We start from the raw sequence: 24644 nt of genomic DNA on the forward strand, positions 1-24644 counted from the left end.
GTAAATTGCACAATTAAACGACGGCAAAACAGTTAATTCCTAAATTAGATTGAGAGGGCATGCGCATAGTCATCCGGTTCCTGTTCCTGTTATTCATCGTTCAGTTTACTGAGTATTCTTTCGGGCAAAGCAACAATGCAACTGTTCACGGTAAAATAACCGGCACAAATGGCCAGGCCATTGATCTGGCCAATATTTCCATCAAAGGATTTCCGTTGGGAACCGTATCCGATCAAAAAGGTAATTACCTGCTACGCATCCCGGCAAAGCGCAAAATCACCCTGGTCTTTTCCGTCGTGGGCTATGTAAGCTTTGAAAAAGAAATTTCGGCAGAAGAGGAACAACGGATTGAATTGAACGTGACTCTTTCGGAAGATACGAAGGAAATCGATGAGGTCAGGATTGATCAGCAACGGAAAGGGCAAACAAACATCGCGCAAATTGACCCTCATTGGGCAGCCAACCTGCCCGGCGCAGGCGCAGGCAGTATCGAAGCGCTCCTGAAAACCCTGCCCGGCGTATCGTCAAACAACGAGTTAAGTTCGCAATATTCGGTGCGTGGCGGGAATTTCGACGAAAACCTCGTGTACGTGAATGACATTGAGATTTACCGCCCCTTTTTGGTCAGGGCCGGCCAGCAGGAAGGGCTTAGTTTTATCAACCCCGACCTGGTTTCGTCGGTCAGCTTTTCAGCCGGTGGGTTCGATGCCAAATACGGCGATAAAACAGCTTCGGTGCTCGACATCAAATATCGCCGCCCCAACGGGTTCAGGGGCTCTGTATCCGCCAGTATGCTGGGCGGTTCGGTCCATGTTGAAGACAACAGCAAAAACAACAAGTTGAGTTATATCGGCGGACTTCGTTACAAAACCAATTCATACCTGCTAAACAGTCTGGACGAATCGGGAGAATACGACCCCCGTTTTACCGATCTCCAGGCTTATGTCAGCTACCGCATTTCAGGCAGTTTCGACTTGTCGTTTCTCGGCAACCTCGCCCGGAACGACTATCATTTTGTACCCAAAACCCGCGAAACAACATTCGGGACCTGGAGCCAGCCGCTGCAAACAAAAATTTATTTTTCCGGTCAGGAAAAAGATGAGTTTATGACCCGGTTGGGAGCGCTTTCGGCCAACTTTCACCCAATCAGTCAGTTAAATCTAAAACTCATCACCTCGGTATTTGAAACGGAAGAAGAGGTCAGTTACGACATTTTAGGAAAATATTACCTGAACGAACTCGAACGCGATTTGGCCTCGGGGCAATTCGGCGACAGCGTATTAAACATCGGCATCGGCAGTTTTTTAAACCATGCCCGCAACAAGCTCGAAGCCCGCGTCATCAGCCTGGCCCACAAAGGGGCCTTTAATTCGGATCAGCATTTGCTAAACTGGGGAATTGATTTCCGCTCGGAAAAAATTACCGACCAAATCCACGAATGGGAAATGCGCGACTCGGCCGGCTACTCGCTGCCCTACTCCGGCAGCGAAATTCTGCTTTACCGGACCGTACACACCGATAACCGCATGAATTCCATCCGGGCCTCGGCCTATATCCAGGACACTTACCAGGTTCCGCTGGCCGCCGGCGAGTTATACCTGACCGCCGGAATCAGGGCCGGTTATTGGGACTATTCGGATGAGTGGCTGCTGAGTCCCCGTTTTTCCGTCAGTTATTTTCCCGAATGGGAATCGCGCTTTGTTTTTCGCCTGTCGGGCGGAAGTTACCGGCAACCGGCTTTTTTCAAAGAGTTGAAAGACCGTGACGGGAATGTTTATCCCGATACGAAAGCACAAAATTCACAACAAATCGTACTGGGAGCCGATTATATGTTCAGGGCCTGGGACCGGCCGTTCAAACTAAGTTCGGAACTGTACTACAAATACTTTTCACGGTTAATTCCTTACCAGGTCGAGAACGTGCAAATACGTTACCTGGCCGACCAGCAAGCAACCGGCTACGCTGCCGGCCTCGACCTGAAAGTAAACGGTGAATTTGTCAGCGGTATCGAATCGTGGGCGGGCATCTCGCTGTTGCAAACGCGTGAAGATATTACCGGCGACGGGCACGGCCTGATTCCGCGTCCAACCGACCAGTTTCTGAACATCAGCCTGTTTTTTCAGGATTACCTCCCCGGAAACCCGTCTTATAAATTGCACCTGGCCGCCTTTTACGGATCGCGTTTACCAACCGGCCCGCCCAACTCGCAACGTTATCAGGACATTTTTCGCATGCCGCCTTACCGCCGTGTCGACCTGGGCCTGTCAAAAACGCTGATCGGCTCCGAAAGCCGGTTCCGAAACAAAAGTATCCTGAGTACAGTAAACGATATGTGGCTGACCCTTGAAATTCTAAATCTGTTGGGAATTAACAATACAGTTTCTTACTTTTGGGTTAGCAGTAATTACGGCGACATGTTTGCTGTCCCCAATTATCTTACTGACCGGAAAATAAACCTCAAACTAACTGTTAAATTTTAAACGATGAAACTGCCCCTATTTCAGGTTGACGCCTTTGCCGAAAAGTTATTTAAAGGCAATCCGGCTGCCGTGGTGCCCTTGGAGCATTGGTTGGACGATCAATTGATGCAGGCCATCGCGATGGAAAACAACTTACCCGAAACCGCTTTTTTTGTTCCTTCGCAGTCGGGATTTGAGATCCGGTGGTTTACCCCCAAGGCCGAGGTGAAGTTATGCGGGCACGCCACCCTGGCAACAGCCCATGTTATTTTCGAAGAAGCTGCTTACCCGGACGATGAAATTACTTTTGGAAGTAAGAGCGGATTGTTGCAGGTAAGAAAAACAGGCGATTTACTGCAACTCAACTTCCCGGCCGACAAGCTGTCGCCCGTGGATGTCCCAAACCTGATCATCAAGGCCCTGAAAAAATTGCCCGAAGCCTGTTTTAAAGGACGAAGCGATTACCTTTTTGTTTATCCGTCGGAGAAAGAAATCCGGGAAATGAACCCCGACTTCACCATTTTGGCTAAGACCGACGCCCGCGGAATCATTGTCACGGCGCCAGGCGACGAAGTTGACTTTGTGTGCCGCTTCTTTGCTCCCAAAGTGGGCGTGAACGAAGATCCGGTAACCGGGTCGGCCCACACCACGCTTACTCCCTACTGGGCAAAACGACTGGGCAAAACAACATTCAAGGCGCGCCAACTGTCGCAGCGCGGAGGCGAACTGATCTGCACCCTGCAAGACGACCGGGTATTGATCGCCGGAAAAACAAAAACCTACCTGCGAGGTGAGATATTTGTTGAATTAGAGTGATCCCATTGGTCCATATCGAACCCGATTGGCCTGCAGTTGTTTACCTGACAAAAGGAAAACAATCAGATGGAAAAATACCGGCATACCAACAAGCTCATTCACGAAACATCGCCCTACCTGCTGCAACACGCCCATAATCCGGTCAACTGGATGCCCTGGGGCGAAGAAGCGCTCCGTCAGGCTAAAACCGAAAACAAGCTGCTGCTTATCAGCATTGGCTACGCGGCCTGTCACTGGTGCCATGTCATGGAACACGAATCATTTGAAGACGAAAGCGTGGCAGCCATCATGAACGAGCATTATATCTGCATCAAAGTCGACCGCGAAGAACGCCCCGATGTAGACCAGATTTACATGACGGCCGTACAACTGACCACCCGCCGGGGCGGCTGGCCTCTGAACGCTGTGGCCCTGCCCGACGGAAGGCCGGTATGGGGAGGAACCTATTTCCCAAAAGAATCGTGGGTTGATATTTTGCAGCAAATTGCAGGGTACTACCTGCAAAATCCCGAAAAAACCGAAGCATACGCCGAACGCTTAACACATGGGATTGAGCAAAGCTCCGTCATCCCGCTCAGCAACGAGGCATTCCCGGTCGGATTAGCTCAAATCGCCAAAGCAGTTGGTTTGTGGCAGGCATCCTTCGACATGGAAGAAGGCGGTAACCGCGGAGCTCCCAAGTTTATGATGCCCGTCAACCTGTTGTTCCTGCTTCGCTGGGCGCATCAGCAGCACGACCTGATTTCGGAAAGCTTCGTACAAATCACGCTCGAAAAGATGGCGCTGGGCGGAATTTATGACCAGGCAGTCGGCGGATTTGCACGTTATTCGACCGACTCGTCGTGGAAGGTACCTCATTTCGAGAAAATGCTTTACGACAACGGGCAGCTGATCAGTCTGTATTCCCAGGCTTTTCAGAAGTTTCAGGATCCGTTGTACCGGGAAGTGGTTGCCGACACCATCGGCTGGTTAAAGCGCGAAATGCTTTCGCCCGAAAACGGCTTCTACTCGTCGCTCGATGCTGACAGCGAAGGCATAGAAGGCCGGTTTTACGTCTGGCAAAAAGCCGGACTGGAAACCTTGATCGGCGAAGAGTTTGACCTGTTTGCCGATTATTACCAGGTAAACCAAACCGGTTACTGGGAAGACGGCCACTACATTTTGCTTCGTAAAGAAACCGATCCGGTTTTTGCCCAAAAACACGGCATGGAGCCTGTGCAACTAAAAGAAAAGGTACAGCGCTGGAAAATAAAGCTCATGGAAAGCCGCGACAAACGGATACGTCCCGGGTTGGACGACAAGATACTGACATCGTGGAACGCCCTGGCGATCACCGGTCTGACGGATGCATACCGGGCATTTGGCGATCCCGAATACCTGCAACTGGCCGAGCAGAATGCCCGGTTTATTTCCGGCGAGCTGGCAACAAAAGAGGGCGTTTTACGGCATTCTTACAAAAACGGGATCAGTAAGATTGATGGTTTTCTGGAAGATTATGCACTTTTTATCCAGGCATTGATTTCACTGTTTGAAGTAAGCGGTAAAGAAACTTACCTGCGCGAAGCCAACGAACTGACAGAAACCGCGTTTGAACAATTCTTTGATGCCAAAAAAAACATTTTCTACTTCAGCCCCGCCGGAAAAACAGATCTGATCAACCGAAGCATTGAAGTGTATGACAATGTGGTTCCTTCGTCAAACTCGGTGATGAGCAATAACCTGTTTAAGCTGGGCCACCTGCTCGAAAAAAACAACTACCTCCGGCTTGCCAAAACCATGCTCGAAAAAGTGGGTGAAAATGTGGTTCAATATCCGTCGGGACATGCCAACTGGCTAAACCTGGCGCTAAACTTTGCCGACTCCCACTTTGAGGTGGTCCTTGCCGGACCGGAAGCCACCCACCTGGGCAAAGAGCTGCAAAGTCACTATTTACCCAATTGCCTGTTTTGCCCGGGAGACACAGAAAATCTGCCCTTACTGAAAGAACGACTGAAGAAAGACAAGACATTGATTTATGTCTGTCAAAACAACAGTTGTTTGCTTCCTGTTGAAAAACCGGAGGAAGCCCTTCAGTTGGTTTCCGACTAACCGACTGCTTAATCGTCTTCCAGGATATTTTTCACACGCCCTACTTCACCGGTTTCCAAACGAACTTTAATGCCATGCGGGTGGGTGGGTGATTTTGTCAGGATTTGGGCCACGTAACCTTCGGTCAGTTCACCGGTACGCTGATCCTGTTTCTGTACAATCTCGACATGACTTTCGATTTTAATATCCGAGCGTTTTCTTCCGTCCATCTGTTCTGTTTTTAAGCAGGCAAAGTAACAAAATTCCGTAAAAATGAAAGCGACGTTCTTTTCATCAAAAAACATGAAGAGAATGAAAGCTCCCCATACTTTGATTGCATGGCGAAATTCCGTAAATTACTTACTCTAAATCATTAAATATTAGTAGTATGAAAAAAATTCTATTCGGAGGTATCGCGGGAGGAATTGTTTTCTTCCTGCTCGGATGGTTGTTTTACGGCTTTCTTTTTGCCGGTTTTATGGCCGACAATGCCGGCTCGGCAACCGGGGTCGCCAGAGAAATGGATCAAATGGAAATGTGGGCTTTAGCGCTGGGAAACCTGTTATGGGGCTTTCTGCTGGCAGTTATTTTCGGAGTTTGGGCAAACATCCGCGGCCTGGCTGCGGGAGCCAAAGCAGGCGCAATTTTGGGACTGCTGATGGGAGCCAGTTTCGATCTGATCATGTACGGCACCTCTAACCTGATGAACCTGACAGCCGTTTTTGCAGATATCCTGATCATGATCGTCATTACAGCCATCGCCGGGGCCGTGGTTGCCATCGTCCTGGGACCGGGAAAAACAGCAGAAGCGGCTAAATCTGCATAAGCGAATAATTTGACCCTTAACACCGGTTTTATCCTGCCCAAAAACGTTTTGCTTTTGGGCAGTTTTTTTTGCAGTTAACGTTTTCCGGCTCAAACAATCCCGATATAAACATAGCCGTCCTCAACTTTTACCGGGTAGGTTTTCAGTTGATAATTTTCATCTGTCAGGCATTTGCCGTCTTCGAGCGAAAAGGTACGTTTATGAAACGGGCAGGCCACTTTGGGATGTCCGTCAGCATCTCCGGTCAGTCCCCTGGAAATAGCCATTTCGCCTTTATGCGGACACTGGTTCTGGGTAGCAAACCATCGGCCTTCGTCGGTAAAGTTGAACACGGCTATTTGTTCGCCCTTCACTAAAACTGCCGCTCCCCCGTTTTCAGGAAATTCGTCTGCAACCGCTGTCTGTACCCATTCTTTCACTTGGTTTTGTTCTTTTACGTCCATAATTTATTCTGATTTGGCGGGAATTTTCTGGTTCCGCAATGGCATAAATTTGATTGTATCATCGGATTTATCTGAGTTCACAAAATGGCGGAATTTCTTTCGTAGTTCCGGGTTACGAACCACTTCTGTCCATTCACACTTATAATGCGAGATCAATTCTTCCATTTCCTGTTCCAGCTTTTCAGCGATGCCGAGCGAATCTTTCACAATAACATCTTTCAGGTAAGCCAGTCCGCCTTCGAGGCCGGCCAGCCATTTTGATGTCCGGGTAAGCGGTCCGGCGGTTTTAATGTAAAACATCAGAAACCGGTCAATATACTTGATTACCGTTTTCTCGTCAAGGTCGGAGGCCAGCAAATCGGCATGTCTTGGGTTGGCCCCGCCGTTTCCGCATACAAAAAGGTTCCAGCCCTTTTCGGTGGCAATGACGCCAAAATCTTTTCCGCGGGCCTCGGCGCACTCGCGGACACAACCTGAAACGCCGCCTTTCAGTTTATGCGGGGATCGCAATCCTTTGTAACGGTTTTCAATATCGATGGCGAAGGTGACCGAATCGTGCATGCCGTAACGGCACCAGGTTGAGCCCACGCAGCTCTTCACCGTACGCAATGCTTTCCCGTAGGCATGTCCGCTTTCGAAACCGGCATCAATCAGCTCCTCCCAAATGTCGGGCAACTGGTCGACCCGGGCGCCAAACAGGTCAATCCGCTGACCTCCGGTAATTTTGGTGTAGAGTTCATATTTTTTTGCCACACGCCCAATCACCATCAGTTTCTCCGGGGTAATCTCACCACCCGGAATTCGCGGGACCACCGAATAAAGGCCCCCTTGCTGGATGTTTGCCAGAAAACGGTCGTTGGTATCCTGAATGGTATCGTGTTTCACGATCACATCATTCCAGATGCTAGCCAACAGGGAGGCAACGACCGGTTTACAGGTTTCGCAACCCGAACCGCTGCCGTAGTTTTTCAATAATCCGCCAAAGCTTCTGATTTCGTTTATCTTAATTAAATCGTACAGTTCCTGGCGGGTATAGCTGAAATGTTCGCAAATGGTTTGACGGATCTCCCGCCCCTGCGCTTTCATGTAAACGGTAAGCAAATCGTCGAGCATGGGCATGCAGCCGCCGCAGCCGGTTCCTGCTTTTGTACATTTTTTAATCAGCGGAACGGCTTCGGCCCCTTCGTTCTCAATGGCGTTTAAAATGGCTCCTTTACTGATGTTTTCGCACGAGCAAATGTTCGCGCTGTCGGGCAAATCGGCCACACTGATGCCGGCTGCACCCTCGCCGTTGCGAACGCCCAAGATAAAATTTTCGGGGTTGGGCGGCAAAACCATTTTATTGGTTACCACTTGTTTGAGCAGGTTATACTCTTCGGCCTCGCCAACCAGAATACCTCCCAACAGATACTTTCCGTCTTCCGACAAATTCAGGCGTTTATAAATTCCGCGGGCCTTATTTTCATAAACAATGGTTTTTACCTTTTCATCCTGAATGAGGGCGTCGCCAAAGCTGGCCACATCGGTTCCGATTAGCTTTAGTTTTGACGAGAGGTCGAAACCTGGAAATTCGGCCTCTGCGCCCTGAAGATTTTTTACCAGGACTTCAGCCATTTCGTAGCAGGGAGCCACCAGGCCCCAAACCATGTTGTGAACAACCACACACTCGCCAATGGCAAAAATGAAGGGGTCGGTCGTTTCCATTTTGCTGTTCACCACAATTCCTCCGCGGGGATGTACCCCGAGACCGGCAGACCGGGCCAACTCGTCGCGCGGGCGGATACCGGCCGAAATCACCAGCAAATCGGCATCGATCCGTGAGCCATCGGTAAATTGCAGCCCTTCCAGTTTGCCGTTTCCAAGAATCGTCTCGGTGCTCTTATTTAACAGAACGTTCAGGTTGAATTCTTCCAGCTTTGCTTTCAGTATCTCTGCACCCTGCGGATCGAGCTGACGGGGCATCAGGCGCGGGGCAAACTCAACAATGCTGGTTGGAAGCCCGTCGTCCAAAACCGCCTTGGCCGCTTCAAGTCCCAACAATCCGCCTCCAATCACTACGGCATTTTTGGCTTTTGGAATGTATTCTTTGATCTTGTCGATATCATCAAATGTACGGTACACAAACACGCCCTGTTTATCAATGCCATCAATTGGCGGAACAAAAGCCGATGATCCGGTGGCAAAGACCAGCAGGTCGTAAGGATACGTCCGGTCCTTTTCGGAGACCACTGTTTTGGTTTCGCGGTTGATAGCTGTAATTTTTTCGTTTGTCAACAGGCTGATGCTGTTCTCCCGGTACCAACCGGCAGGAGCCATAAGCAATTCGGCAGGAGCGGTGCCCGTATAATACGACGTGAGATGCACCCGGTCGTAAGCCGGGTATTTTTCTTCTCCAAAAACAACTAATTCGTAGTCGTTTACCAGGGTTGACGCGGCAAATTTTTCACAAAATTTGTAGCCGGTCATCCCGTTCCCGATTAATAAAATTCGTTTTTTCATATGGAAGTCTTTATTTCTAAATTCCCGAAAATGAGTTTGTTTTCACTGTTTGTTTGACGTTTTTATTGTTGCTGTCATCAACTTTTGGCATTTCAATGTGTTTATCCATTCTAAACAGAAAAGCATGTACAGTCCGAATTTCCAACCGGCCACCGAAGCGCTGAAAGCGGCACACCTTCGGGACCCGAATCTCGAATTAAGCGGAACTGAAACAGTTCCCGCAGAGTGGCTCTACATCAGCCGGTTGCTGAATTGCCTGAAAAGCGTCTATCCCGATGCCTCTGAGCCATTGACTATTGCAGCATACTGCCAGCATTTGTACCGCTGGGAAATTAAGCGGACCAGTTACCCCGAAGGCAAAACCGGCTATTACCAGTGGCGAAATTTCCTGGCCGCCTACCAGGCTGAGAAAGCGGTTGCCATCCTGAAATCCAGCGGGTATGACGACGGTTTTATTTCGGGAGTACTTGACATCCTGAAAAAACTGAACATCTACAGGCTCGAGGAGTCGCAAAAACTGGAAGATGTGGTTTGCCTGGTTTTTCTTGAACATTACCTGAGTGATTTCATGCATGAAAAACCGGAAGCCCAACTGGTTCAGATTGTGCAGAAAACCTGGAATAAAATGTCGGAACATGGACATCATGTTGCATTACAGTTAAACCTGCCCGAGCCAACCCGGCGGATTGTGAAGCAAGCTTTGGGTTAAATTGAAATCAGCCTGAACCGGTTGTCCAAAATCGAGAAAACCAGCAGTTTTCCGCAGAGCACCTCACCGTATCCGGTAATGATCTTGATCACTTCGTTGGCCTGCAGGCTTCCGGCAATACCGGGTAAAACGCCCACCAAACCAATATCTTCAGCCTTAAATATCCCATCCTTGGGCACTGTTGGGTAAAGCTGACGAAATGCCGGGCCGTTCCGGTAATTAAATACCGTCAGCTGCCCTTCGTAATTCATCACCGAGGCATAGACCAGGGGTTTGTTTAAGCGCTCCGTTTCGCGTCCCAGCAATTCGCGGGTTACAAAATTATCGGAGCAATCAGCCACCAGGTCATATTTTCCGATCAGTTCACCGGCATTCTCAGTATTCAGCCGTTGATCGCAGGCCTGAATTTCGACCTCAGGATATAGATCCCGGAGCCGTTTTGCAGCCAGCTCAACTTTTTTCTGCCCAAGTTGTGCCGTTGTGTAGAGTACCTGCCGCTGCAAATTGGAGAGGCTCACCACATCGTCATCGGCAATGCCGATAGAGCCCACGCCTGCTGCCGTCAGGTAAACGAGCAGCGGACTGCCCAGCCCTCCGGCGCCAACAACCAGTACCTTTGCATTTTTCAGTTTTTGTTGCCCGCTTTCGCCAATTTCATGAAGCGACAGGTGACGCGAAAAGCGGGTATATTCTTCTGTAGTCAGTGTTTTCATCAGGCAAAAGTATGGGGATGGAAATGAACCTGACAATCACAATTCCGGCCCCATTCGCTGGTGCCGTCGGTATAAAATTCATGCTTCCAGATAGGTACTTCATTTTTCACCCGGTCGATGATGTAGTGGTTGGCCTCGTAAGCCGCCGCCCGGTGGGCCGATCCGGTAATCACTACAACCGCACAGGCTGAAATAGCAACCGGTCCGAGCCGATGTATGCAAACCGCCTTGTTCAGCTTCCATTTTGCTGTCGCTTCATCCAAAATTTGTCCGATCATTTTTTCAGCCATGGGCTCGTATGCTTCATATTCGAGCCGGATTACCGGTTTGCCGTTGTTGTTGTCGCGAACCTCGCCGCTAAAAAGAACGACTGCCCCGCTGTTCGGATCACGAAAATCGTCAAACAAGCCGGCATAATGGATCGGTGTATATCTGAGGTGTTTCATCTGTTAATTGTCATTGGGCATTTGTAAACTGGTCATTGATTGTGTATTGCAACCGGCAACTTCTTCTCAACCACCGCTTGACGGCGGAATCAGGTATACCGGCTCATCGGTCATTTTCAGGTCGGTGGGCGCCACAAAGCGTTCATTCACGGCAATCCGGCAATGATCCAACAGATCAGCCGCTTGCGGATTGAGCTTTTTCAGTTCATAAATAACCGAATGATAAGCGGCCGGCAGTTGAAGCTGAATGTTTACCTCCGGATCAAAAAATTTCCGCAGCGCGGCAAAACAGGTAATTTGAATTTGTGTTTTCATCGTTATCCTCCAATATTTCTCATTGATAATTCACTGCCCCGGAACTTCACAGGCTGCTTGAGCCACAGTAGCTTCTGGAGTTTGTCTGTTAATAATCCGGGGTCGTTTAGGTAAGGCGCCAGTTTCTCGCCGCGGGCGTTACTCAGGCAACCAAAAAAATTTCCCCGGCTATCCATACGCAGGCGGTTGCAGTCGCGGCAAAAAGGAGTTGATTCGTTGGCGATAATGCCAAAAACCCGGTTTTCCCCGGCTGTCCAGTAACGGGCGGTTTCAGACGGCGTATGCGGTAATTTTTCGATCACATAGCGTCTGCTTATGGTGGCAAGGATTTCATGTTCGGCATAAAACAATTCGTTTGGCTTATGGTACAGGTGCCCCATGTTCATCAGTTCGAGATAACGGATTTTTACACCCATTCCCGAGGCATAATCGAGCAGCGGAATAATTTGTGATTCATTTTTTCCCCGCATAATAACCGCATTCAGTTTCAGTTTCAATCCGGCATCCAGGGCCGCTTCAATGCCTTCGAAAACACGCCGGGGCTGGTTGTGGCGTGCAATTTTTTTTAACAGTTCCAGGTCGATGGCATCAATGGATACATTAACCGACTGAAGGCCTGCATCTTTTAATTTCCGGGCACTTTGCTTCAGGTAATAGCCGTTTGTGGTCAGACGAATATCTTCAATTCCGATAGCCCTGATTTTTTCAATGAGCGGGATCAGATCCATGTATAAAAGCGGTTCACCACCGGTAAGACGGATACTCTTCAGACCTGTCAGCTTGTGAACTGCTCCAATCAGCGAAATAAAGCCGCCGGTATCGAGTTGTTCTTCTTTAAAAACGGGTACAATTCCCTGGAAAGGCGTATGGGTGTGGTCATTCACACAGTACACGCACGAAAAGTTGCAGGTATTCAGCAAGCTGATCCTCAATTTTTCAAAACGTCGTCCAAGGTGATCTTCAATTCGTTTCATCTTTCCATTTTTTAAATACCAACAGGTTCTGTTAACTCCAGCCAGGTAAAAGCCGATTTGGGCGTTTCGCAAACCTGGCAACAATAGCTGTCGGGTAACAGGCCGAAAGGAACCCCCTCTTTGATACGGGCCAGCAGATCGCCGTAACGGTCATCATAAACCGTCAGGCAATCAGGGCATTGCCAAACCACCCGCTGAGTGTGTCCAGGCTGAACCTGCTTCGGAATTTGTCCCCACTTATGCTGCACAAACAAGCGGGCGTAATAGCGTTTCGACAGTTCACGAAGTGTTTGCGGCAACTCATTTTTGCCCAGGTTTGTCGCGTACGCGACGTAATGGTTGTTATTTGGGTTAAAGTCGTACGCATATTCAACAGAGTAAGTCCGGGTAAAATCAAACCGACCGAGAAAGGGGAGCCAGCCTTTTGAACGGATCACGACGCTTGTAAAGCGCTCGCCGTCTTTATTCAGGATGGCAAATGACAGGCCGAAGGTCCGGATGTCGAATTGATCGAAACCGGCGACCAGGTATCGTTTCAGTTTCAGGGCCTGCTGATCGAGCAAGGGCAAGTGCCAGTTTAATTCGAAGGAGGAATGGCGCATGTTAATGCCGTACCGTCCAATCAGTTCCTCCCAATAGATTTTATCTTTGGCTTCAATGTCTTTGATCAGAAAGGTTTTCCATGGTGTAAAGCTTATTTTTACCAGGTTGGTCCGTTGGCATAACTCGCAGATTTCCTTTAAAAACGGAATGGGATATTGATTGTTCCGCCAGTAGAAACCTGCCCAATACAGGTCCTTCCCGTCAATCTTATTCAGTCCTTCGTAATACGGAAAGAAACCTTCGGGTAAAATAAGTTTTGCTGTTGTTTCAAGCGTATTTTTTTGCAATGTTGAACCGGCCATCTTTTCTTTCAGCTTCTCCTGCGATTTTATGTTCTGCCCGATGATCAACTGTTCCAGTGTTTGTGCAAAGCGGGCAATGTCGTCGGTAAAGATCAGCCCATCCCAACATTGCGGACTTTTTCCGGCTTGAAGGTTCAGGTAAAGGTGCCAGTAATTGGGCGTTTCGGAAGCAACAAAATTGAGCTGTCCGTAAAACAGGGGAACCAGGTTTTGCCGCGGGTCTACCAGGTTTACCCGCAACGAGTGGTGGAAGGTAAACTGATCGAGCACGTTCAGGTAAGTGCCGGAATGTACCCAGTTGGTTGAAGGCAGCATATCGACACACACATAGGACGACACCACATTTTGAATACCCGAACTGCGTTTATAAACGGAAAACCCTTCATTATGGAGCTGGGTTTCCGATGCGGTTTCGGGCAAAAAAAACAAAATATCCTGGCGCGAACCCAGAAAAACATGCGTATTCCCCGCGTCTTCCGCCACTTTCAGTATTTTTGACAGAAGCGCCGGAGACAGAACCCCGCCTTTATTCAGTATCCGGTACAGTTGTTTTGATCGGCTCATTTGCTTGTTTGTTTTTAGCTTACAGCAACCAGCTTCGTTTCTTTTTTCAGTATTTTCTGAATTTCGGGGCGGCAACTTCCACATCCCAACCCGGCGCCGGTTTGCTCACCAACAGCATCAATCGTCGTCGCTCCGGCACGAACGGATTTCAAAATGTTGCCTTCACCCACCTGATTACACGAACAGAGCAGCTCCCCGATCACCGGTTCAAGCGGTTTTCCGGTGCGTAACAGGGTATTCCGAAGGCTTGCCAGCTCGGTTTTTTGGGTAATCAGTTTTCTGAATTCGGCAAACTCCGCTTTGTCGCCCATTAAAATGGCGCCTACCAGCACGTCGTCTTTTACAATACATTTTTTGTAATAGCGGGCCGCTTTGTCAATAAACACAACCTCTTCGTAACCCGCCGAACCATCGGGGATACTGGTCAAGCCGATCGAACAAAGGTCGATGCCCGGAATTTTCAGATGATTCGTGGAAACTGTGCCCCGGTATTGGCTCATGGGGTTGCCAAGAAGGTGATTGGCCAACACCGCCGCCTGTTCTTCGGCAGCTGCCGTGATGCCATACAGGTTTCCCCGGAACTCTGCAATTTCGCCAATCGCGTAAATTGATTCGCAGCTCGTTTGCAACTGTTCGTTTACAATAATCCCGCGACGCGTGTTGACCACATTTTGGGCATATTCAATGTTGGGTTGGGTTCCGATGGCAAAAACCACCGCATCAAAGCTCAATCGTTTCCCGCTCTTAAATGTAACCTGGTATGTTTGTCCGGCAACCGGAACAAGCTGGCTTAGCTCGTCATTAAAAAGAATATTTATCCCTTTTTCGGTCAGGATCTCCTTCAGCAAACTGCCTGATTCGTTGTCGAGTTGCCGGTCCATCAGGCGCGGATTCCGGTTTGCCAGGGTGACCTGCACGTTCAGTTCGAGCAGTGAAGCGGCCATCTCCAGTCCCAATAATCCGCCTCCCACCACCAAAACATGGTTGGCCGGTTTAATCCCGTTCCTGAAACGATCGGCATCAAACTTGTCGCGGATGGTATATATGCCCGGATATAACATCCACTCCGGGTGGTGTATGTTGGCCCGGGATCCGGTGGCCAGGATCAGCTTCCCGTAACGAATGCTTTTCGCGTTTGAACAATAAACCGTTTTTGTTTCCGGATCAATGTGCTCGACACTCACCCCGGGTTCCACTCGGATGTTGAGTCCTTCCAACTCAGCGTCACTGGTTTTTTGAAGGGCTTCCCATTTCAGAGTACCGGCAATATAATCGGGCAACAGCACCCGGTTGTAAAAAGGATGTATTTCTTTGGATATCACGACAAGTTCGTCCGTCGTGTTTTTCCCGCGGTAGCTGCGGATAAATTGCATGGCTGCAGCGCCGGCGCCAACAACGACAAGCCGTTCGGCAGCTTTGCTGTATTTCGAAACGGCAACTCTGGTGTATTTGAAGTCGGGTTCTTTTGATTGGGGATCAACCAGGCCGCTTGTCAGGTTATTGGCGCGTACCTGGTTGCCCGATAAAACCTTTCCCCAGTGCATGGGTAAGAACACCACCCCCCGTTTCATTTCGGCGGTAATTTTCACCGGCACCTGCACCTGGCCGCGATCGCTTCTTACCACAGCAATATCGCCCTTGGTAAACTCGTACTTCCGGGCATCATCCGGATGAATCTCCAAACAGGGACTTGCCATGTGTTGCTCCAGTTTTTTGACTTTTCCGGTACGGGTCATCGTATGCCACTGGTCGCGAATCCGGCCTGTGGTTAAAATAAGCGGATATTCACCGGAGGGCGATTCCGCGTTATGCTTCGGTTCAACGGCAAAAATACGGGCTTTAGCCCCCGGCGTGTAAAACCTGCCATCTTCGAACAGGCGGCTTGTTCCCCGGTTATTTCTGAAAGGCCACTGAACTGTTCCTTTTTCAATCAGGTAATTGTACGACAGCTCCTCAAACGACAAATTGGTGCCGCGCGTCAGTAGCTTGTATTCGTCAAAAACCTCGCGGGCGCTTTTAAAGTTGAAACCGGAGTAACCCATTTTACGGGCGACCCGGCAGATAATTTCGTAATCTGGCAAAGCCTGGCCGGGCGCTTCAATCACTTTGCGGAGGTAGTTGATGCGACGTTCCGAGTTGGTCATGGTCCCGTCTTTTTCCAGCCAGCCTGCCGCCGGAAGAACCACATCGGCAAAAGGGATCGTATCTGATTTTTCGGAGATGTCCTGCACCACAACGAATTTTGCTTTTTTCAGCGCCTTTTCAACCTGGTTGGAATTAGGCAGACTTACCAGCGGATTGGTGCAAATGATCCAAATGGCCTTCAACTTACCCTGGTCAAGGGCTTCAATCATTTCGGTAGCGCTGTAACCCGGCGTGGCCGGAACCTGATCTACTCCCCAAAAATCAGCCACTTCCCGACGATGATGTTCATTGTCGAGGTTCCGGTGGGCGGGCAGCAGGTTACACATGCCTCCCACCTCGCGTCCTCCCATCGCGTTGGGTTGGCCGGTGAGTGAGAAAGGTCCTGAACCGGGTTTCCCTATTTTACCGGTAATCAACGACAGGTTTATCAGCGATAAATTCTTGTTCACCCCCACAACACTTTGATTTAAACCCATCGCCCACATCGGGATGAAGCCTTTAGCCCCGCCGATGTATTTTGCCGCCAACTGAATATCGTCCTCCTGCAACCCGCATATGGCAGCCGATTCAGCAAGCGAAAGTTCCATGACCTTCTGTTTGTATTCTTCGTAGCCTTCGGTGTTATTTTGCACAAACTGCTGATCGGTATAAGCGCCTTCAATCAGGCACCGGCCAATCGCGTTGTTTAGAAAAACATCGGTCCCCGGATTAAGCTGTAAGTGCAAATCAGCCAACTCGCAGCTTTGCGTTTTACGCGGGTCGGCGACAATGATTTTAATATCCGGATTAGCTGCTTTATGCGCTTCAATCCGCCTGAAAAGTATCGGATGGCACCATGCCGGATTGGCCCCGGCAATATAAAAACAGTCAGCCAGTTCAATATCGTCATACGCAATTGGCACCGCATCTTCGCCAAGTTGCATTTTATAACCGGTTACAGCTGAGCTCATACACAAGCGTGAGTTGGTATCGATATTATTGGTTCTCCAATAGCCCTTTGCCAATTTGGTAGCCACATAATATTCTTCAGTCAGGCATTGGCCCGAGATATAGAACCCAACCGAATCAGGTCCGAACTTATCGATGAGTGTTTTAAATACCGAAGCAACCCGATTAACAGCTTCCGGCCAGTCGGTTTTTACCAGCGGATAACCTTTGGCCCGCCTGAAGTGTGGATACAGCAGCCGATCGGTTTTGTTATTGACCACGTAGTGAAGGTTCAGCCCTTTGGAGCACAACTTTCCGCGGTTCACCGGATGGTCGTCGTCTCCTCTTACCGTAACCTTCCCGTCGGGCTTTTTCGATACGATAATTCCGCATCCGACGCCACAGTACGAGCAAGTCGATTTATATTCATTGCCAATCATTCCGTAACATACTTATGGATGGTATTTTGAGAAAAGCTAAACGCATAAACCGGTCGAAGCGCTGGCTTATCATTTCGCAAAAGAAGTTGTTGCATCTCCAGCCCCGCCTCCTCTTCTGCCTCCTCCGAAAAGCGGATCAAAAAAGCAAAAAGCGAAATAACCGTGACAACAATTCCGATGACAAACAGCGCTTGCGGATATGAAAGGCCTTCAACTTTGAACAGAAAACCGGCTGCAACCGCCCCGGCATTACCACCCGCGCCGACAATGCCCGAAACGGTCCCTACCGCCCGCTTATTTACAAAAGGCACAACCGAGAATGTTGCCCCCTCGGCCAACTGAACAAACAGGCTAAAAATAATCATCGACCCGATTGCCAATGGCAGGACAGTCACCTTGCTGAATAGCATAATTGCAAGACCTTCAAAAAGCAAGGTCAAAAACAGAAAATAAACGCGTCCTTTCAGTCCCCACTTCATACCCGATTTATCGCCCAAAATTCCGCCAAGAGACCGGGCAAACAGGTTCATCAATCCAAACAAGCCGGCAATTAAACCCGCTGTTTTAACATCCAGGTTAAAATAGTCCCGGTAATAAAGTGAGGCGATGTTGTTGACTGTTAACTCAACGCCGAAACAGGCGCCGTAAATCAGGAAAAGGCCCCAAACACGATAGTCTTTGAGTGCTGCGGCAAAGCTGCCATTTTCAGTTTTTTTCCCGATGGCAAACTCCGGGTCCAACCTTTTTAAATCCTTTAGATTCCCTTGCGGAGTATCGGTAGTGAATTTGTAATAAATGATTCCCATCACAATCATCAGTATTCCGGGGATGATCATGGCGTACCTCCAGGCCTGACTGTCGACAAACCCAAGGCCGATAAATCCGGCAAAAATCAATGGCATAACGATTTGCGTTACACCACCTCCCAAATTTCCCCAGCCCGCCGTGGTGGCGTTGGCTGTTCCCACCACGTTCGAAGCAAACATCAGCGACGTGTGAAACTGGGTCAGTACAAACGACGCCCCGATAATTCCAATCATTAAACGGAAAATCAGCAGCGAAGTGTAATCGGTGCTTAAGCCGATGAGCATCACGGGGAATGCTCCGACAATGAGCAGCCAGGTATAGGTAATCCGCGGGCCGATTTTATCAGCCAGCCAGCCGATGAATAAACGGGCAAAAATGGTAATCATCACCGACGAAATGATGATGTTGCCAATCTGAGCTTTCGACAAAAGCAGCTCTTCCCGGATAACCGCCATTAAAGGCGCTACGCCAAACCATCCGAAAAAACATAAGAAAAAGGAGAACCAGGTAATGTGGAAGGTCCTCATCTGGATTGTTTTTAAACTAAACAGTTCGATTTTACCGGCTTTTGTTGAATTTACTTTTTCCATAACCATGATCCCAATTATTAAAGACAATTATGTCTTATTCTTTTCACAAAGAAATGAATTAACAACTATCAATTATCTTTTTTATTTATTATTAAAATATTAAATTGTCTTAAATACATGAAATAATATATCATTTAAACATTTTTTAGTCATTTTTTATACACAAATGATAATTTCAACTAAATTGAAATCGGATAGATAAAGACGATCAAAGGCTTTAAAATCAGAATGATGAACTCACCGTAGCCTAAACAAATTTAATTCATGCTTATTTAGAAGATAAAAATCATACAAATAGATTTTAAAGTTAAGCTTACATTAACAATTTGACTTAAAATTAAATCATACTATACCAAATAGTAACTTTCGCTTCAATTCGGGACCTTTGAAGTTGCATGACAACTCAACCACATTCTGGTTGGATTGGCAGCAAGCTGTTATAATAAAACCATCAGTTTATTGGATTATGGAATTCTTGTTTTTGCTGATATTATTGGTCATCTCCTTTCTGTATGCTTCGGTAGGACATGGCGGGGCAAGCGGATATCTCGCTCTGATGGCTCTTTTCGGGATGGAAGCTTCCGTGATGAGACCATCGGCCCTCACACTCAATCTCTTTGTTTCTTTTATCGCTTTTTTTTCCTTTTATCAAGGAGGATACTTGCGATGGAAACTGTTATTCCCCTTCATTATTACTTCGATCCCCATGTCATATTGGGGAGCCGGGATAAGCATTGATCAGCGGCTTTACAAGTATCTTCTTGGCATATGCCTGATCGCCGGCATCGGACGGATGTTGTTCATGCCCGATGAAGGGCCTGTTCAAAATAAAAAAGTTCCGTTTCCGGCAGGTTTGGTGGCCGGCGCCGCACTTGGTTTTATTTCGGGACTTATTGGTATTGGCGGAGGGGTGATTCTCAGTCCACTCCTGATTTTGTTCAGATGGGCAGATCAGAAAGAAACAGCAGCCGTGTCATCCGTATTTATTTTCCTGAACTCAGCTTCGGGCTTGTTGGGGCTGAACGGATCGGGACCGGTTATCGGTGCGGACTTGCTCACCTGGGTAGCTGTTGCCGTCATTGGCGGTATAGCCGGTTCAGCCGCGGGAAGTTTCAAACTGAACCCGTCAAGCTTGAAATACATCCTCGCCGGGGTACTTCTGATGGCCAGCATTAAACTATTCGTAATTTGACAATGTTACAGATAAAACAAGGTTTTAATGAAAAAACAACTTACCCATATCGATCACGACGGAAAAGCAAACATGGTAGATGTCGGGCAGAAACCCGAGCAGGGACGAACGGCCGTTGCCTCCGGAAAAATCAGACTGAACAGCGAAACCGTCCGCCTGATTAAAGAATACCTCATGAAAAAAGGCGATGTGCTCACAGTAGCTCAGATTGCAGGGATACAGGCAGCCAAAAAAACCAGCGACCTGATCCCCCTGTGCCATCCCCTGCCCCTGTCAAAAATTGAAGTGAAACCTGAAATCGAACATGATGGTGTAAGAATAACCGCACGGGTGAAATGCCAGGGGCGGACCGGAGTGGAAATGGAAGCCCTTACTGCCGTTTCGGTGGCTCTGCTTACCGTGTATGATATGTGTAAGGCTGTGGATAAAATAATGGTGATCGAAACAGTCCGGCTTCTTGAAAAAACCAAAAATGATCCCTGAACCAAGCTTGATTCAAAATAGAAGTTCAGTTAATTTTTAACATTCAGGCGTATGAAAATAGTGTCGCTCAATCGATCGGAAAACGGGAAACTGACAAAAACTCCCCTTGAAAACATCAGGTGGAATGACGGCGAGGCTTTCAATGATTCCCATGGCGAACCCCATCGCCTCCAACCCGAAAAACCGGAACATGAGACGACGGGAACATTTACAGGATCCACCGGCGATGTTATTAACCGGGGAAATTCTACGGTAATAATCGGACTGAGGGGATTGACGATGACAAACGTCCATCCTTTAGATCAATTCGTTTGCGGAACGGTTCAACTCGAGGTCACGCGAACCGGCGCCATCACCCCGGGAGCTGATTGTGTCGTGGTGCGCGAAACAGAACCTGCAAGCCTGCCACCCGAAGGGATCTCATGCCGGATTATAAAAGGAGGAGAACTCCGGACAGGAGATGAAATCCGCTTTCAGCCCAAAGAATTCACGATATTGGTCATCACCCTGAGCGACCGTTGCTATTCCGGATCACTCGAAGATACCGGCGGCCCAATGGTCGTACAGAAAATCAGATCACTGATGGATACAAACGACCGAAAAAGCAAAATTGAAACAGCAATTTTGCCTGATGAACCCAAGCTGATCGCGAAAAAAATGAAAAGCGCATTCGAAAACAATTACGACCTGATTGTTACAACGGGCAGCACCGGGATAGGCCCCAGGGATATCGCCCCGGAAACCATCAAACCCTTGCTGGATAAAGAAATCCCCGGAATTATGGACCGGATACGAATAAAATACGGCGCAGAAAAGCCAAACGCCTTAATAAGCAGGGCGATTGCCGGGACTAAATCCAAAACACTCGTATTTGCAATTCCCGGGAGTTTAAGAGCAGTAAACGAATACATGGAAGAAATCAACCAAATTATCTTTCACTGTTTCGATATGCTTTACGCCATCGATCATCACTCTTGAAAAGGAGATGGACGAATGAAAGGGAGAATCAATGCACATCAACGTTTAAAATCAGAAAAATGAACGAGATAACCGGAATCATACTGGCAGGAGGGAAAAGCAGCCGGATGGGCACCGACAAAGCCTTGATTTCTTTCAACGGGAAAAAACTGATCGAATACAGCATTTCTGTTATGAGGGAAATCTGCCAGCACATTCTGATCAGCGCGAACAATCCGGGATACCGGGATTTCGGATATCCGGTCGTTTTCGACCATTTCGTGGAAATTGGTCCGCTGGCCGGACTTGAAGCCGGTCTCCGTCATTCTAAAAGCCGGATCAACCTTGTAGTTCCCTGCGATACCCCTTTTTTAAGCGCTTATCTGTTCAAAGACATTCTCAGTCACAGTCCGTTTCATGATGCCGTGGTGCCGGTTCAGAAAAACGGGAAGATTGAACCGTTAACCGCTTATTATTCAAAAAAAATCCAGCCGGCGCTAATCCGGCAAATCAACCAGGGAGATTATAAAATGCAAAATTTGCTGAAACTGGTCAACACAAAATACATCATTTTAAACGACAACAATTTACTTAACAATTTAAATACGCCGGGCGACCTGGCAGCATTAACCCAATAAATCAACCGGCACAGCCGTAAACTACTGATATTGAAATATTATCCAAACATATTACTGATTGCAGGCGCCGGCCGGAATGTTGGCAAAACCATGCTGGCTTGTGAAATCATCAGCCATTTGTCGATGTCGGCCGATGTAACGGCGATAAAAATTTCGTCCCATTTTCATCCGGTAGAAGACGGGCAGAAGGTAATTGCAAATACCAAAAACTACCACATCATTGAAGAAAACCTGCACACCGAAAAAGACAGTTCACGGATGTTGAGGGCAGGTGCGAAAAAGGCGTTCTACATACAGGCAAAAGAAAACAATCTTCAGGATGCATGGGATATATTGTCAGCCGAAATAACTGATTGTCCGGTTGTTTGCGAGTCGGGAGCATTGCACAAGCTGATCAAACCCGGCCTGTTTTTCTTTGTCTGCGGAAATAAGGTCCCCGAAAATAAACAGCAAATATTCGCTTACCATCCGGTGACCGTAAGCTTTAACCATCGGGTTCAGACCCTTGAGGCAAGCCAGGTTCATTTTCAGGACAACCAATTTTATTATGTCCCTAAATCAAATCAGAATGGCCCATTTTGAAGAAGTAAAACAATGCATCGAAAACAGCATTCGCAGCATAACAACTGAGCGGATAAACCTGTTAGGTTCGTTAAATAAGGTATTACAGGAAGATGTTATCGCTGATTTGGATATGCCCCCATTCAACAAATCGGCCGTTGACGGGTATGCTTGCCGAAAAGAAGATCTGGGAAACGAACTGGAGGTCATTGAAGTGGTCCAGGCAGGGAAACTACCTTCCAAAACGATTGGTCCCAACCAGTGTTCGAAAATTATGACCGGCGCCATGGTGCCACCGGGAGCCAACTGCGTCTTTATGATCGAACATGCCCGGTTAATTGGGGAAAATCGCGTCATATGTACCAATACGAAGACAAAGGAGAATATTTGTTACCAGGCAGAAGATAATTCATGCGGAGATATCCTGATCAAAAAGGGAACACTGATTTCTCCGGCGCATATCGGGATTATGGCCGGCGCCGGATACACCGAAATCACAGTTTCCCGGGCGCCCGTAACCGGAATGATTGCAACAGGCACCGAGCTGGTTGAACCGGGTAAAAAGCCGCTTCCCGGGCAGATCCGGAACAGTAATTCAACTCAGTTGATGGCCCAATTGCAACTCATGGGAATCCCCTGCAACGACTACGGCATCATTTCCGATGATTTCGAACAGATTTCAAGCTGTTTTGAGAGAAGCCTGGCCGAAAACGACCTGGTCCTCATCACCGGCGGAGCTTCTGTTGGCGATTATGATTTTGTTGCCTCAATATTAAAAAATCAGGGCTTTGAACTATTGGTTGAAAAAACCGGCATACAACCAGGCAACCCGATGACTTTCAGCAAAAAAAATAAAAAATATTGTTTTGGACTTTCAGGCAACCCGGTATCATCATTCATTCAGTTCGAACTATTTGTGAAACCATTCATCTGCGCCTATATGGGCGGCCAGTACCAACCAACACGCATTAAAGGGATACTTGACCTGGATTTTCACCGCAAAAAGGCTGTGAGGTTTGGTTTCGTGCCGGTGAAGTTTTCCGAAGGCAAGCGGGTTGAACACATCGGATTCCACGGATCAGCCCACCTGAACGCGCTGGCCCATGCCAACGCTTTCATGGAAATCCCCGCAGGGGTATCAAGCATAAAAAAAGGTCAGGAGGTTTATGTGCAGCTGTTTTAATCAAGGCCCGCACAATCCGGTCTTTTGAAGCCTGCTGGTTATTAAAAAGGCGCTTCCAATTGTGGAAGCGCCAAGGGTGAATAAAAATGTCTTCGGTGCATATTCAAAGATAAATCCCGGGGAAATTAAAAAATGGCGTTGGTTGTTTTGTAAAAATAATCGATGCACTGTTTGATGTCAGGGACCGAATTCTCCCAGTTGTACTCGTATTCGACAGAGAAAAGCCCTTTGAAATTTTGCCGCTTCAATTCATTCAGTACCGACTCAATGTCGCACACCCCGGTTCCCCAGATCACATCGTGTTGTTCGTTTTCGCCTTCCTCCTTTTCTTTAATATCTTTAAAGTGAAGGGCTTTTAAACGGCCTTCGTACATTTTCAAGGCTTCCACCGGATTTACGCCCATTCGTTTCCAATGGCCGATGTCGGCGCAGGCGCCAATACGGCTGCTGAGCCCGTCCACCGCATTCAGAAACAACCGGGGTTCCCAGTACAACGAAGGTTTCGGGTGGTTGTGGATGGCCACGTCAATCTTGTACTGATTGGCCAGCGCGTCCACATATTTCAGGTGTTCGTATTTAGGCTCACAGGTAATCAGTTCAATGCCCATGTCCGATGCAAATGCAAACAGCTCTTTCCATTCGTCTTCATCATTGCAAACAACAACGCCGCTGGCAATAATTTTTACCCCTTTCGACTTGGCATAAGCAAGCACCTTTTTTTGTGTTGCCTGGTCCATCCGGAAATCCATTTTTCCTTCGATGTCTTTTCCAAGAGGCTGTCCGTAATATACTTCCGCGTATTTCAGTCCCAATTGATGGGCCTTATCCATGGCTTCCTGAAAAGTAAATTTGTGAAACGTATAGGTCTGGATACCCAGCTTCCATCCGGCTTTTTCTGTCTTATTGGGTTTTGCCGAAAGACTGAGCGAAAAAATCATGGCCAGAATCAGGCTGCCAATGCTGTAAATCATTCTTTTCATATCTC

General features: G+C 48.1%; 22 protein-coding genes. 11 read left to right on the forward strand and 11 right to left on the reverse strand.

Going from position 1 to position 24644, the window contains the following annotated elements; all coding sequences use genetic code 11:
- Window positions 1-59: 59 nt before the first annotated feature.
- The 3 genes from ACOIT5_RS21395 (at window position 60) to ACOIT5_RS21405 (ending at window position 5363) form a co-directional block, all read left to right on the forward strand.
- Complete coding sequence (locus tag ACOIT5_RS21395) at window positions 60-2480, forward strand: TonB-dependent receptor (RefSeq protein ID WP_423128200.1); 2421 nt, start codon at window positions 60-62, stop codon at window positions 2478-2480.
- Window positions 2481-2483: 3 nt separating this feature from the next.
- Entirely contained in the window at window positions 2484-3275 is a 792-nt protein-coding gene (locus ACOIT5_RS21400) for a PhzF family phenazine biosynthesis protein (protein WP_423128201.1), read from the forward strand.
- A 66-nt stretch (window positions 3276-3341) separates the two neighbouring features.
- The gene (locus tag ACOIT5_RS21405) at window positions 3342-5363 is read left to right on the forward strand and encodes a thioredoxin domain-containing protein (RefSeq protein ID WP_423128202.1); all 2022 of its coding nucleotides are present in this window, start codon (window positions 3342-3344) and stop codon (window positions 5361-5363) included.
- Between the two features lie 8 nt (window positions 5364-5371).
- Here ACOIT5_RS21405 and ACOIT5_RS21410 read toward each other — a convergent pair whose 3' ends face one another.
- Window positions 5372-5572: a YwbE family protein gene (locus tag ACOIT5_RS21410; protein ID WP_423128203.1), complete on the reverse strand. Its 201-nt coding sequence runs from the start codon at window positions 5570-5572 to the stop codon at window positions 5372-5374.
- Window positions 5573-5730: 158 nt separating this feature from the next.
- On the opposite strand from ACOIT5_RS21410, the gene ACOIT5_RS21415 reads away from it, so the two are divergent.
- Complete coding sequence (locus ACOIT5_RS21415) at window positions 5731-6168, forward strand: hypothetical protein (RefSeq protein WP_423128204.1); 438 nt, start codon at window positions 5731-5733, stop codon at window positions 6166-6168.
- A gap of 89 nt (window positions 6169-6257) precedes the next feature.
- Here the strand turns inward: ACOIT5_RS21415 and nirD are convergent, their stop codons facing one another.
- Both nirD and nirB read right to left on the reverse strand, forming a co-directional pair.
- On the reverse strand, window positions 6258-6611 hold the full coding sequence (gene nirD, locus ACOIT5_RS21420) for a nitrite reductase small subunit NirD (RefSeq protein WP_423128205.1): 354 nt from the start codon (window positions 6609-6611) through the stop codon (window positions 6258-6260).
- Between the two features lie 3 nt (window positions 6612-6614).
- Window positions 6615-9110, reverse strand: coding sequence for a nitrite reductase large subunit NirB (nirB, locus tag ACOIT5_RS21425; RefSeq protein ID WP_423128206.1), 2496 nt, complete (start codon window positions 9108-9110; stop codon window positions 6615-6617).
- 124 nt (window positions 9111-9234) lie between these two features.
- Here nirB and ACOIT5_RS21430 point away from each other — a divergent pair, with 124 nt between their 5' ends.
- Complete coding sequence (locus tag ACOIT5_RS21430; protein ID WP_423128207.1) at window positions 9235-9819, forward strand: DUF4202 domain-containing protein; 585 nt, start codon at window positions 9235-9237, stop codon at window positions 9817-9819.
- Here ACOIT5_RS21430 and ACOIT5_RS21435 read toward each other — a convergent pair.
- From ACOIT5_RS21435 to ACOIT5_RS21465, 7 genes are all read right to left on the reverse strand, one after another.
- Window positions 9816-10532, reverse strand: coding sequence for a HesA/MoeB/ThiF family protein (locus ACOIT5_RS21435; RefSeq protein ID WP_423128208.1), 717 nt, complete (start codon window positions 10530-10532; stop codon window positions 9816-9818). The genes ACOIT5_RS21430 and ACOIT5_RS21435 overlap by 4 nt on opposite strands.
- Window positions 10532-10978: a molybdenum cofactor biosynthesis protein MoaE gene (locus ACOIT5_RS21440; RefSeq protein WP_423128209.1), complete on the reverse strand. Its 447-nt coding sequence runs from the start codon at window positions 10976-10978 to the stop codon at window positions 10532-10534. Before ACOIT5_RS21440 ends, ACOIT5_RS21435 begins: the two co-directional genes overlap by 1 nt.
- A 66-nt stretch (window positions 10979-11044) precedes the next feature.
- Window positions 11045-11293: a MoaD/ThiS family protein gene (locus ACOIT5_RS21445; RefSeq protein ID WP_423128210.1), complete on the reverse strand. Its 249-nt coding sequence runs from the start codon at window positions 11291-11293 to the stop codon at window positions 11045-11047.
- Between the two features lie 2 nt (window positions 11294-11295).
- Window positions 11296-12267, reverse strand: a complete 972-nt coding sequence (locus tag ACOIT5_RS21450) for a GTP 3',8-cyclase MoaA (RefSeq protein ID WP_423128211.1) — start codon at window positions 12265-12267, stop codon at window positions 11296-11298.
- Window positions 12268-12278: 11 nt separating this feature from the next.
- Entirely contained in the window at window positions 12279-13736 is a 1458-nt protein-coding gene (locus ACOIT5_RS21455) for a rubredoxin (RefSeq protein WP_423128212.1), read from the reverse strand.
- A 14-nt stretch (window positions 13737-13750) separates the two neighbouring features.
- The gene (locus ACOIT5_RS21460; RefSeq protein ID WP_423128213.1) at window positions 13751-17248 is read right to left on the reverse strand and encodes a molybdopterin-dependent oxidoreductase; all 3498 of its coding nucleotides are present in this window, start codon (window positions 17246-17248) and stop codon (window positions 13751-13753) included.
- The gene (locus tag ACOIT5_RS21465) at window positions 17245-18645 is read right to left on the reverse strand and encodes an MFS transporter (protein ID WP_423128214.1); all 1401 of its coding nucleotides are present in this window, start codon (window positions 18643-18645) and stop codon (window positions 17245-17247) included. The genes ACOIT5_RS21460 and ACOIT5_RS21465 overlap by 4 nt, the downstream gene beginning before the upstream one ends.
- Window positions 18646-19111: 466 nt before the next feature.
- On the opposite strand from ACOIT5_RS21465, the gene ACOIT5_RS21470 reads away from it, so the two are divergent.
- From ACOIT5_RS21470 to ACOIT5_RS21495, 6 genes are read left to right on the forward strand one after another with little or no spacing between them, the layout of a single operon-like run.
- A complete protein-coding gene (locus ACOIT5_RS21470; RefSeq protein ID WP_423128215.1) occupies window positions 19112-19837 on the forward strand; it encodes a sulfite exporter TauE/SafE family protein in 726 nt (241 codons plus the stop codon).
- 27 nt (window positions 19838-19864) lie between these two features.
- Window positions 19865-20320, forward strand: a complete 456-nt coding sequence (gene moaC / locus ACOIT5_RS21475; RefSeq protein ID WP_423128216.1) for a cyclic pyranopterin monophosphate synthase MoaC — start codon at window positions 19865-19867, stop codon at window positions 20318-20320.
- 51 nt (window positions 20321-20371) lie between these two features.
- On the forward strand, window positions 20372-21298 hold the full coding sequence (locus ACOIT5_RS21480) for a molybdenum cofactor synthesis domain-containing protein (RefSeq protein ID WP_423128217.1): 927 nt from the start codon (window positions 20372-20374) through the stop codon (window positions 21296-21298).
- Between the two features lie 59 nt (window positions 21299-21357).
- Window positions 21358-21915, forward strand: coding sequence for a molybdenum cofactor guanylyltransferase (locus ACOIT5_RS21485; RefSeq protein ID WP_423128218.1), 558 nt, complete (start codon window positions 21358-21360; stop codon window positions 21913-21915).
- Between the two features lie 30 nt (window positions 21916-21945).
- Entirely contained in the window at window positions 21946-22497 is a 552-nt protein-coding gene (locus ACOIT5_RS21490; RefSeq protein WP_423128219.1) for a hypothetical protein, read from the forward strand.
- The gene (locus ACOIT5_RS21495; protein ID WP_423128220.1) at window positions 22484-23659 is read left to right on the forward strand and encodes a molybdopterin molybdotransferase MoeA; all 1176 of its coding nucleotides are present in this window, start codon (window positions 22484-22486) and stop codon (window positions 23657-23659) included. Before ACOIT5_RS21490 ends, ACOIT5_RS21495 begins: the two co-directional genes overlap by 14 nt.
- A 125-nt stretch (window positions 23660-23784) precedes the next feature.
- Here the strand turns inward: ACOIT5_RS21495 and ACOIT5_RS21500 are convergent, their stop codons facing one another.
- Window positions 23785-24639 (reverse strand): sugar phosphate isomerase/epimerase family protein, encoded by an 855-nt coding sequence (locus ACOIT5_RS21500; protein WP_423128221.1) that lies wholly within the window; start codon window positions 24637-24639, stop codon window positions 23785-23787.
- Window positions 24640-24644: the final 5 nt, after the last annotated feature.

Source organism: Gaoshiqia hydrogeniformans (genome assembly GCF_049347105.1).
GTDB lineage: Bacteria > Bacteroidota > Bacteroidia > Bacteroidales > Prolixibacteraceae > Gaoshiqia > Gaoshiqia hydrogeniformans.

Bases quoted from the DNA above. Each gene is read 5' to 3' on its own strand.
- ACOIT5_RS21395 (WP_423128200.1), top strand. From the start codon at position 60: ATGCGCATAGTCATCCGGTTCCTGTTCCTGTTATTCATCGTTCAGTTT.
- ACOIT5_RS21400 (WP_423128201.1), top strand. From the start codon at position 2,484: ATGAAACTGCCCCTATTTCAGGTTGACGCCTTTGCCGAAAAGTTATTT.
- ACOIT5_RS21405 (WP_423128202.1), top strand. From the start codon at position 3,342: ATGGAAAAATACCGGCATACCAACAAGCTCATTCACGAAACATCGCCC.
- ACOIT5_RS21410 (WP_423128203.1), bottom strand. From the start codon at position 5,572: ATGGACGGAAGAAAACGCTCGGATATTAAAATCGAAAGTCATGTCGAG.
- ACOIT5_RS21415 (WP_423128204.1), top strand. From the start codon at position 5,731: ATGAAAAAAATTCTATTCGGAGGTATCGCGGGAGGAATTGTTTTCTTC.
- nirD (WP_423128205.1), bottom strand. From the start codon at position 6,611: ATGGACGTAAAAGAACAAAACCAAGTGAAAGAATGGGTACAGACAGCG.
- nirB (WP_423128206.1), bottom strand. From the start codon at position 9,110: ATGAAAAAACGAATTTTATTAATCGGGAACGGGATGACCGGCTACAAA.
- ACOIT5_RS21430 (WP_423128207.1), top strand. From the start codon at position 9,235: ATGTACAGTCCGAATTTCCAACCGGCCACCGAAGCGCTGAAAGCGGCA.
- ACOIT5_RS21435 (WP_423128208.1), bottom strand. From the start codon at position 10,532: ATGAAAACACTGACTACAGAAGAATATACCCGCTTTTCGCGTCACCTG.
- ACOIT5_RS21440 (WP_423128209.1), bottom strand. From the start codon at position 10,978: ATGAAACACCTCAGATATACACCGATCCATTATGCCGGCTTGTTTGAC.
- ACOIT5_RS21445 (WP_423128210.1), bottom strand. From the start codon at position 11,293: ATGAAAACACAAATTCAAATTACCTGTTTTGCCGCGCTGCGGAAATTT.
- ACOIT5_RS21450 (WP_423128211.1), bottom strand. From the start codon at position 12,267: ATGAAACGAATTGAAGATCACCTTGGACGACGTTTTGAAAAATTGAGG.
- ACOIT5_RS21455 (WP_423128212.1), bottom strand. From the start codon at position 13,736: ATGAGCCGATCAAAACAACTGTACCGGATACTGAATAAAGGCGGGGTT.
- ACOIT5_RS21460 (WP_423128213.1), bottom strand. From the start codon at position 17,248: ATGATTGGCAATGAATATAAATCGACTTGCTCGTACTGTGGCGTCGGA.
- ACOIT5_RS21465 (WP_423128214.1), bottom strand. From the start codon at position 18,645: ATGGAAAAAGTAAATTCAACAAAAGCCGGTAAAATCGAACTGTTTAGT.
- ACOIT5_RS21470 (WP_423128215.1), top strand. From the start codon at position 19,112: ATGGAATTCTTGTTTTTGCTGATATTATTGGTCATCTCCTTTCTGTAT.
- moaC (WP_423128216.1), top strand. From the start codon at position 19,865: ATGAAAAAACAACTTACCCATATCGATCACGACGGAAAAGCAAACATG.
- ACOIT5_RS21480 (WP_423128217.1), top strand. From the start codon at position 20,372: ATGAAAATAGTGTCGCTCAATCGATCGGAAAACGGGAAACTGACAAAA.
- ACOIT5_RS21485 (WP_423128218.1), top strand. From the start codon at position 21,358: ATGAACGAGATAACCGGAATCATACTGGCAGGAGGGAAAAGCAGCCGG.
- ACOIT5_RS21495 (WP_423128220.1), top strand. From the start codon at position 22,484: ATGGCCCATTTTGAAGAAGTAAAACAATGCATCGAAAACAGCATTCGC.
- ACOIT5_RS21500 (WP_423128221.1), bottom strand. From the start codon at position 24,639: ATGAAAAGAATGATTTACAGCATTGGCAGCCTGATTCTGGCCATGATT.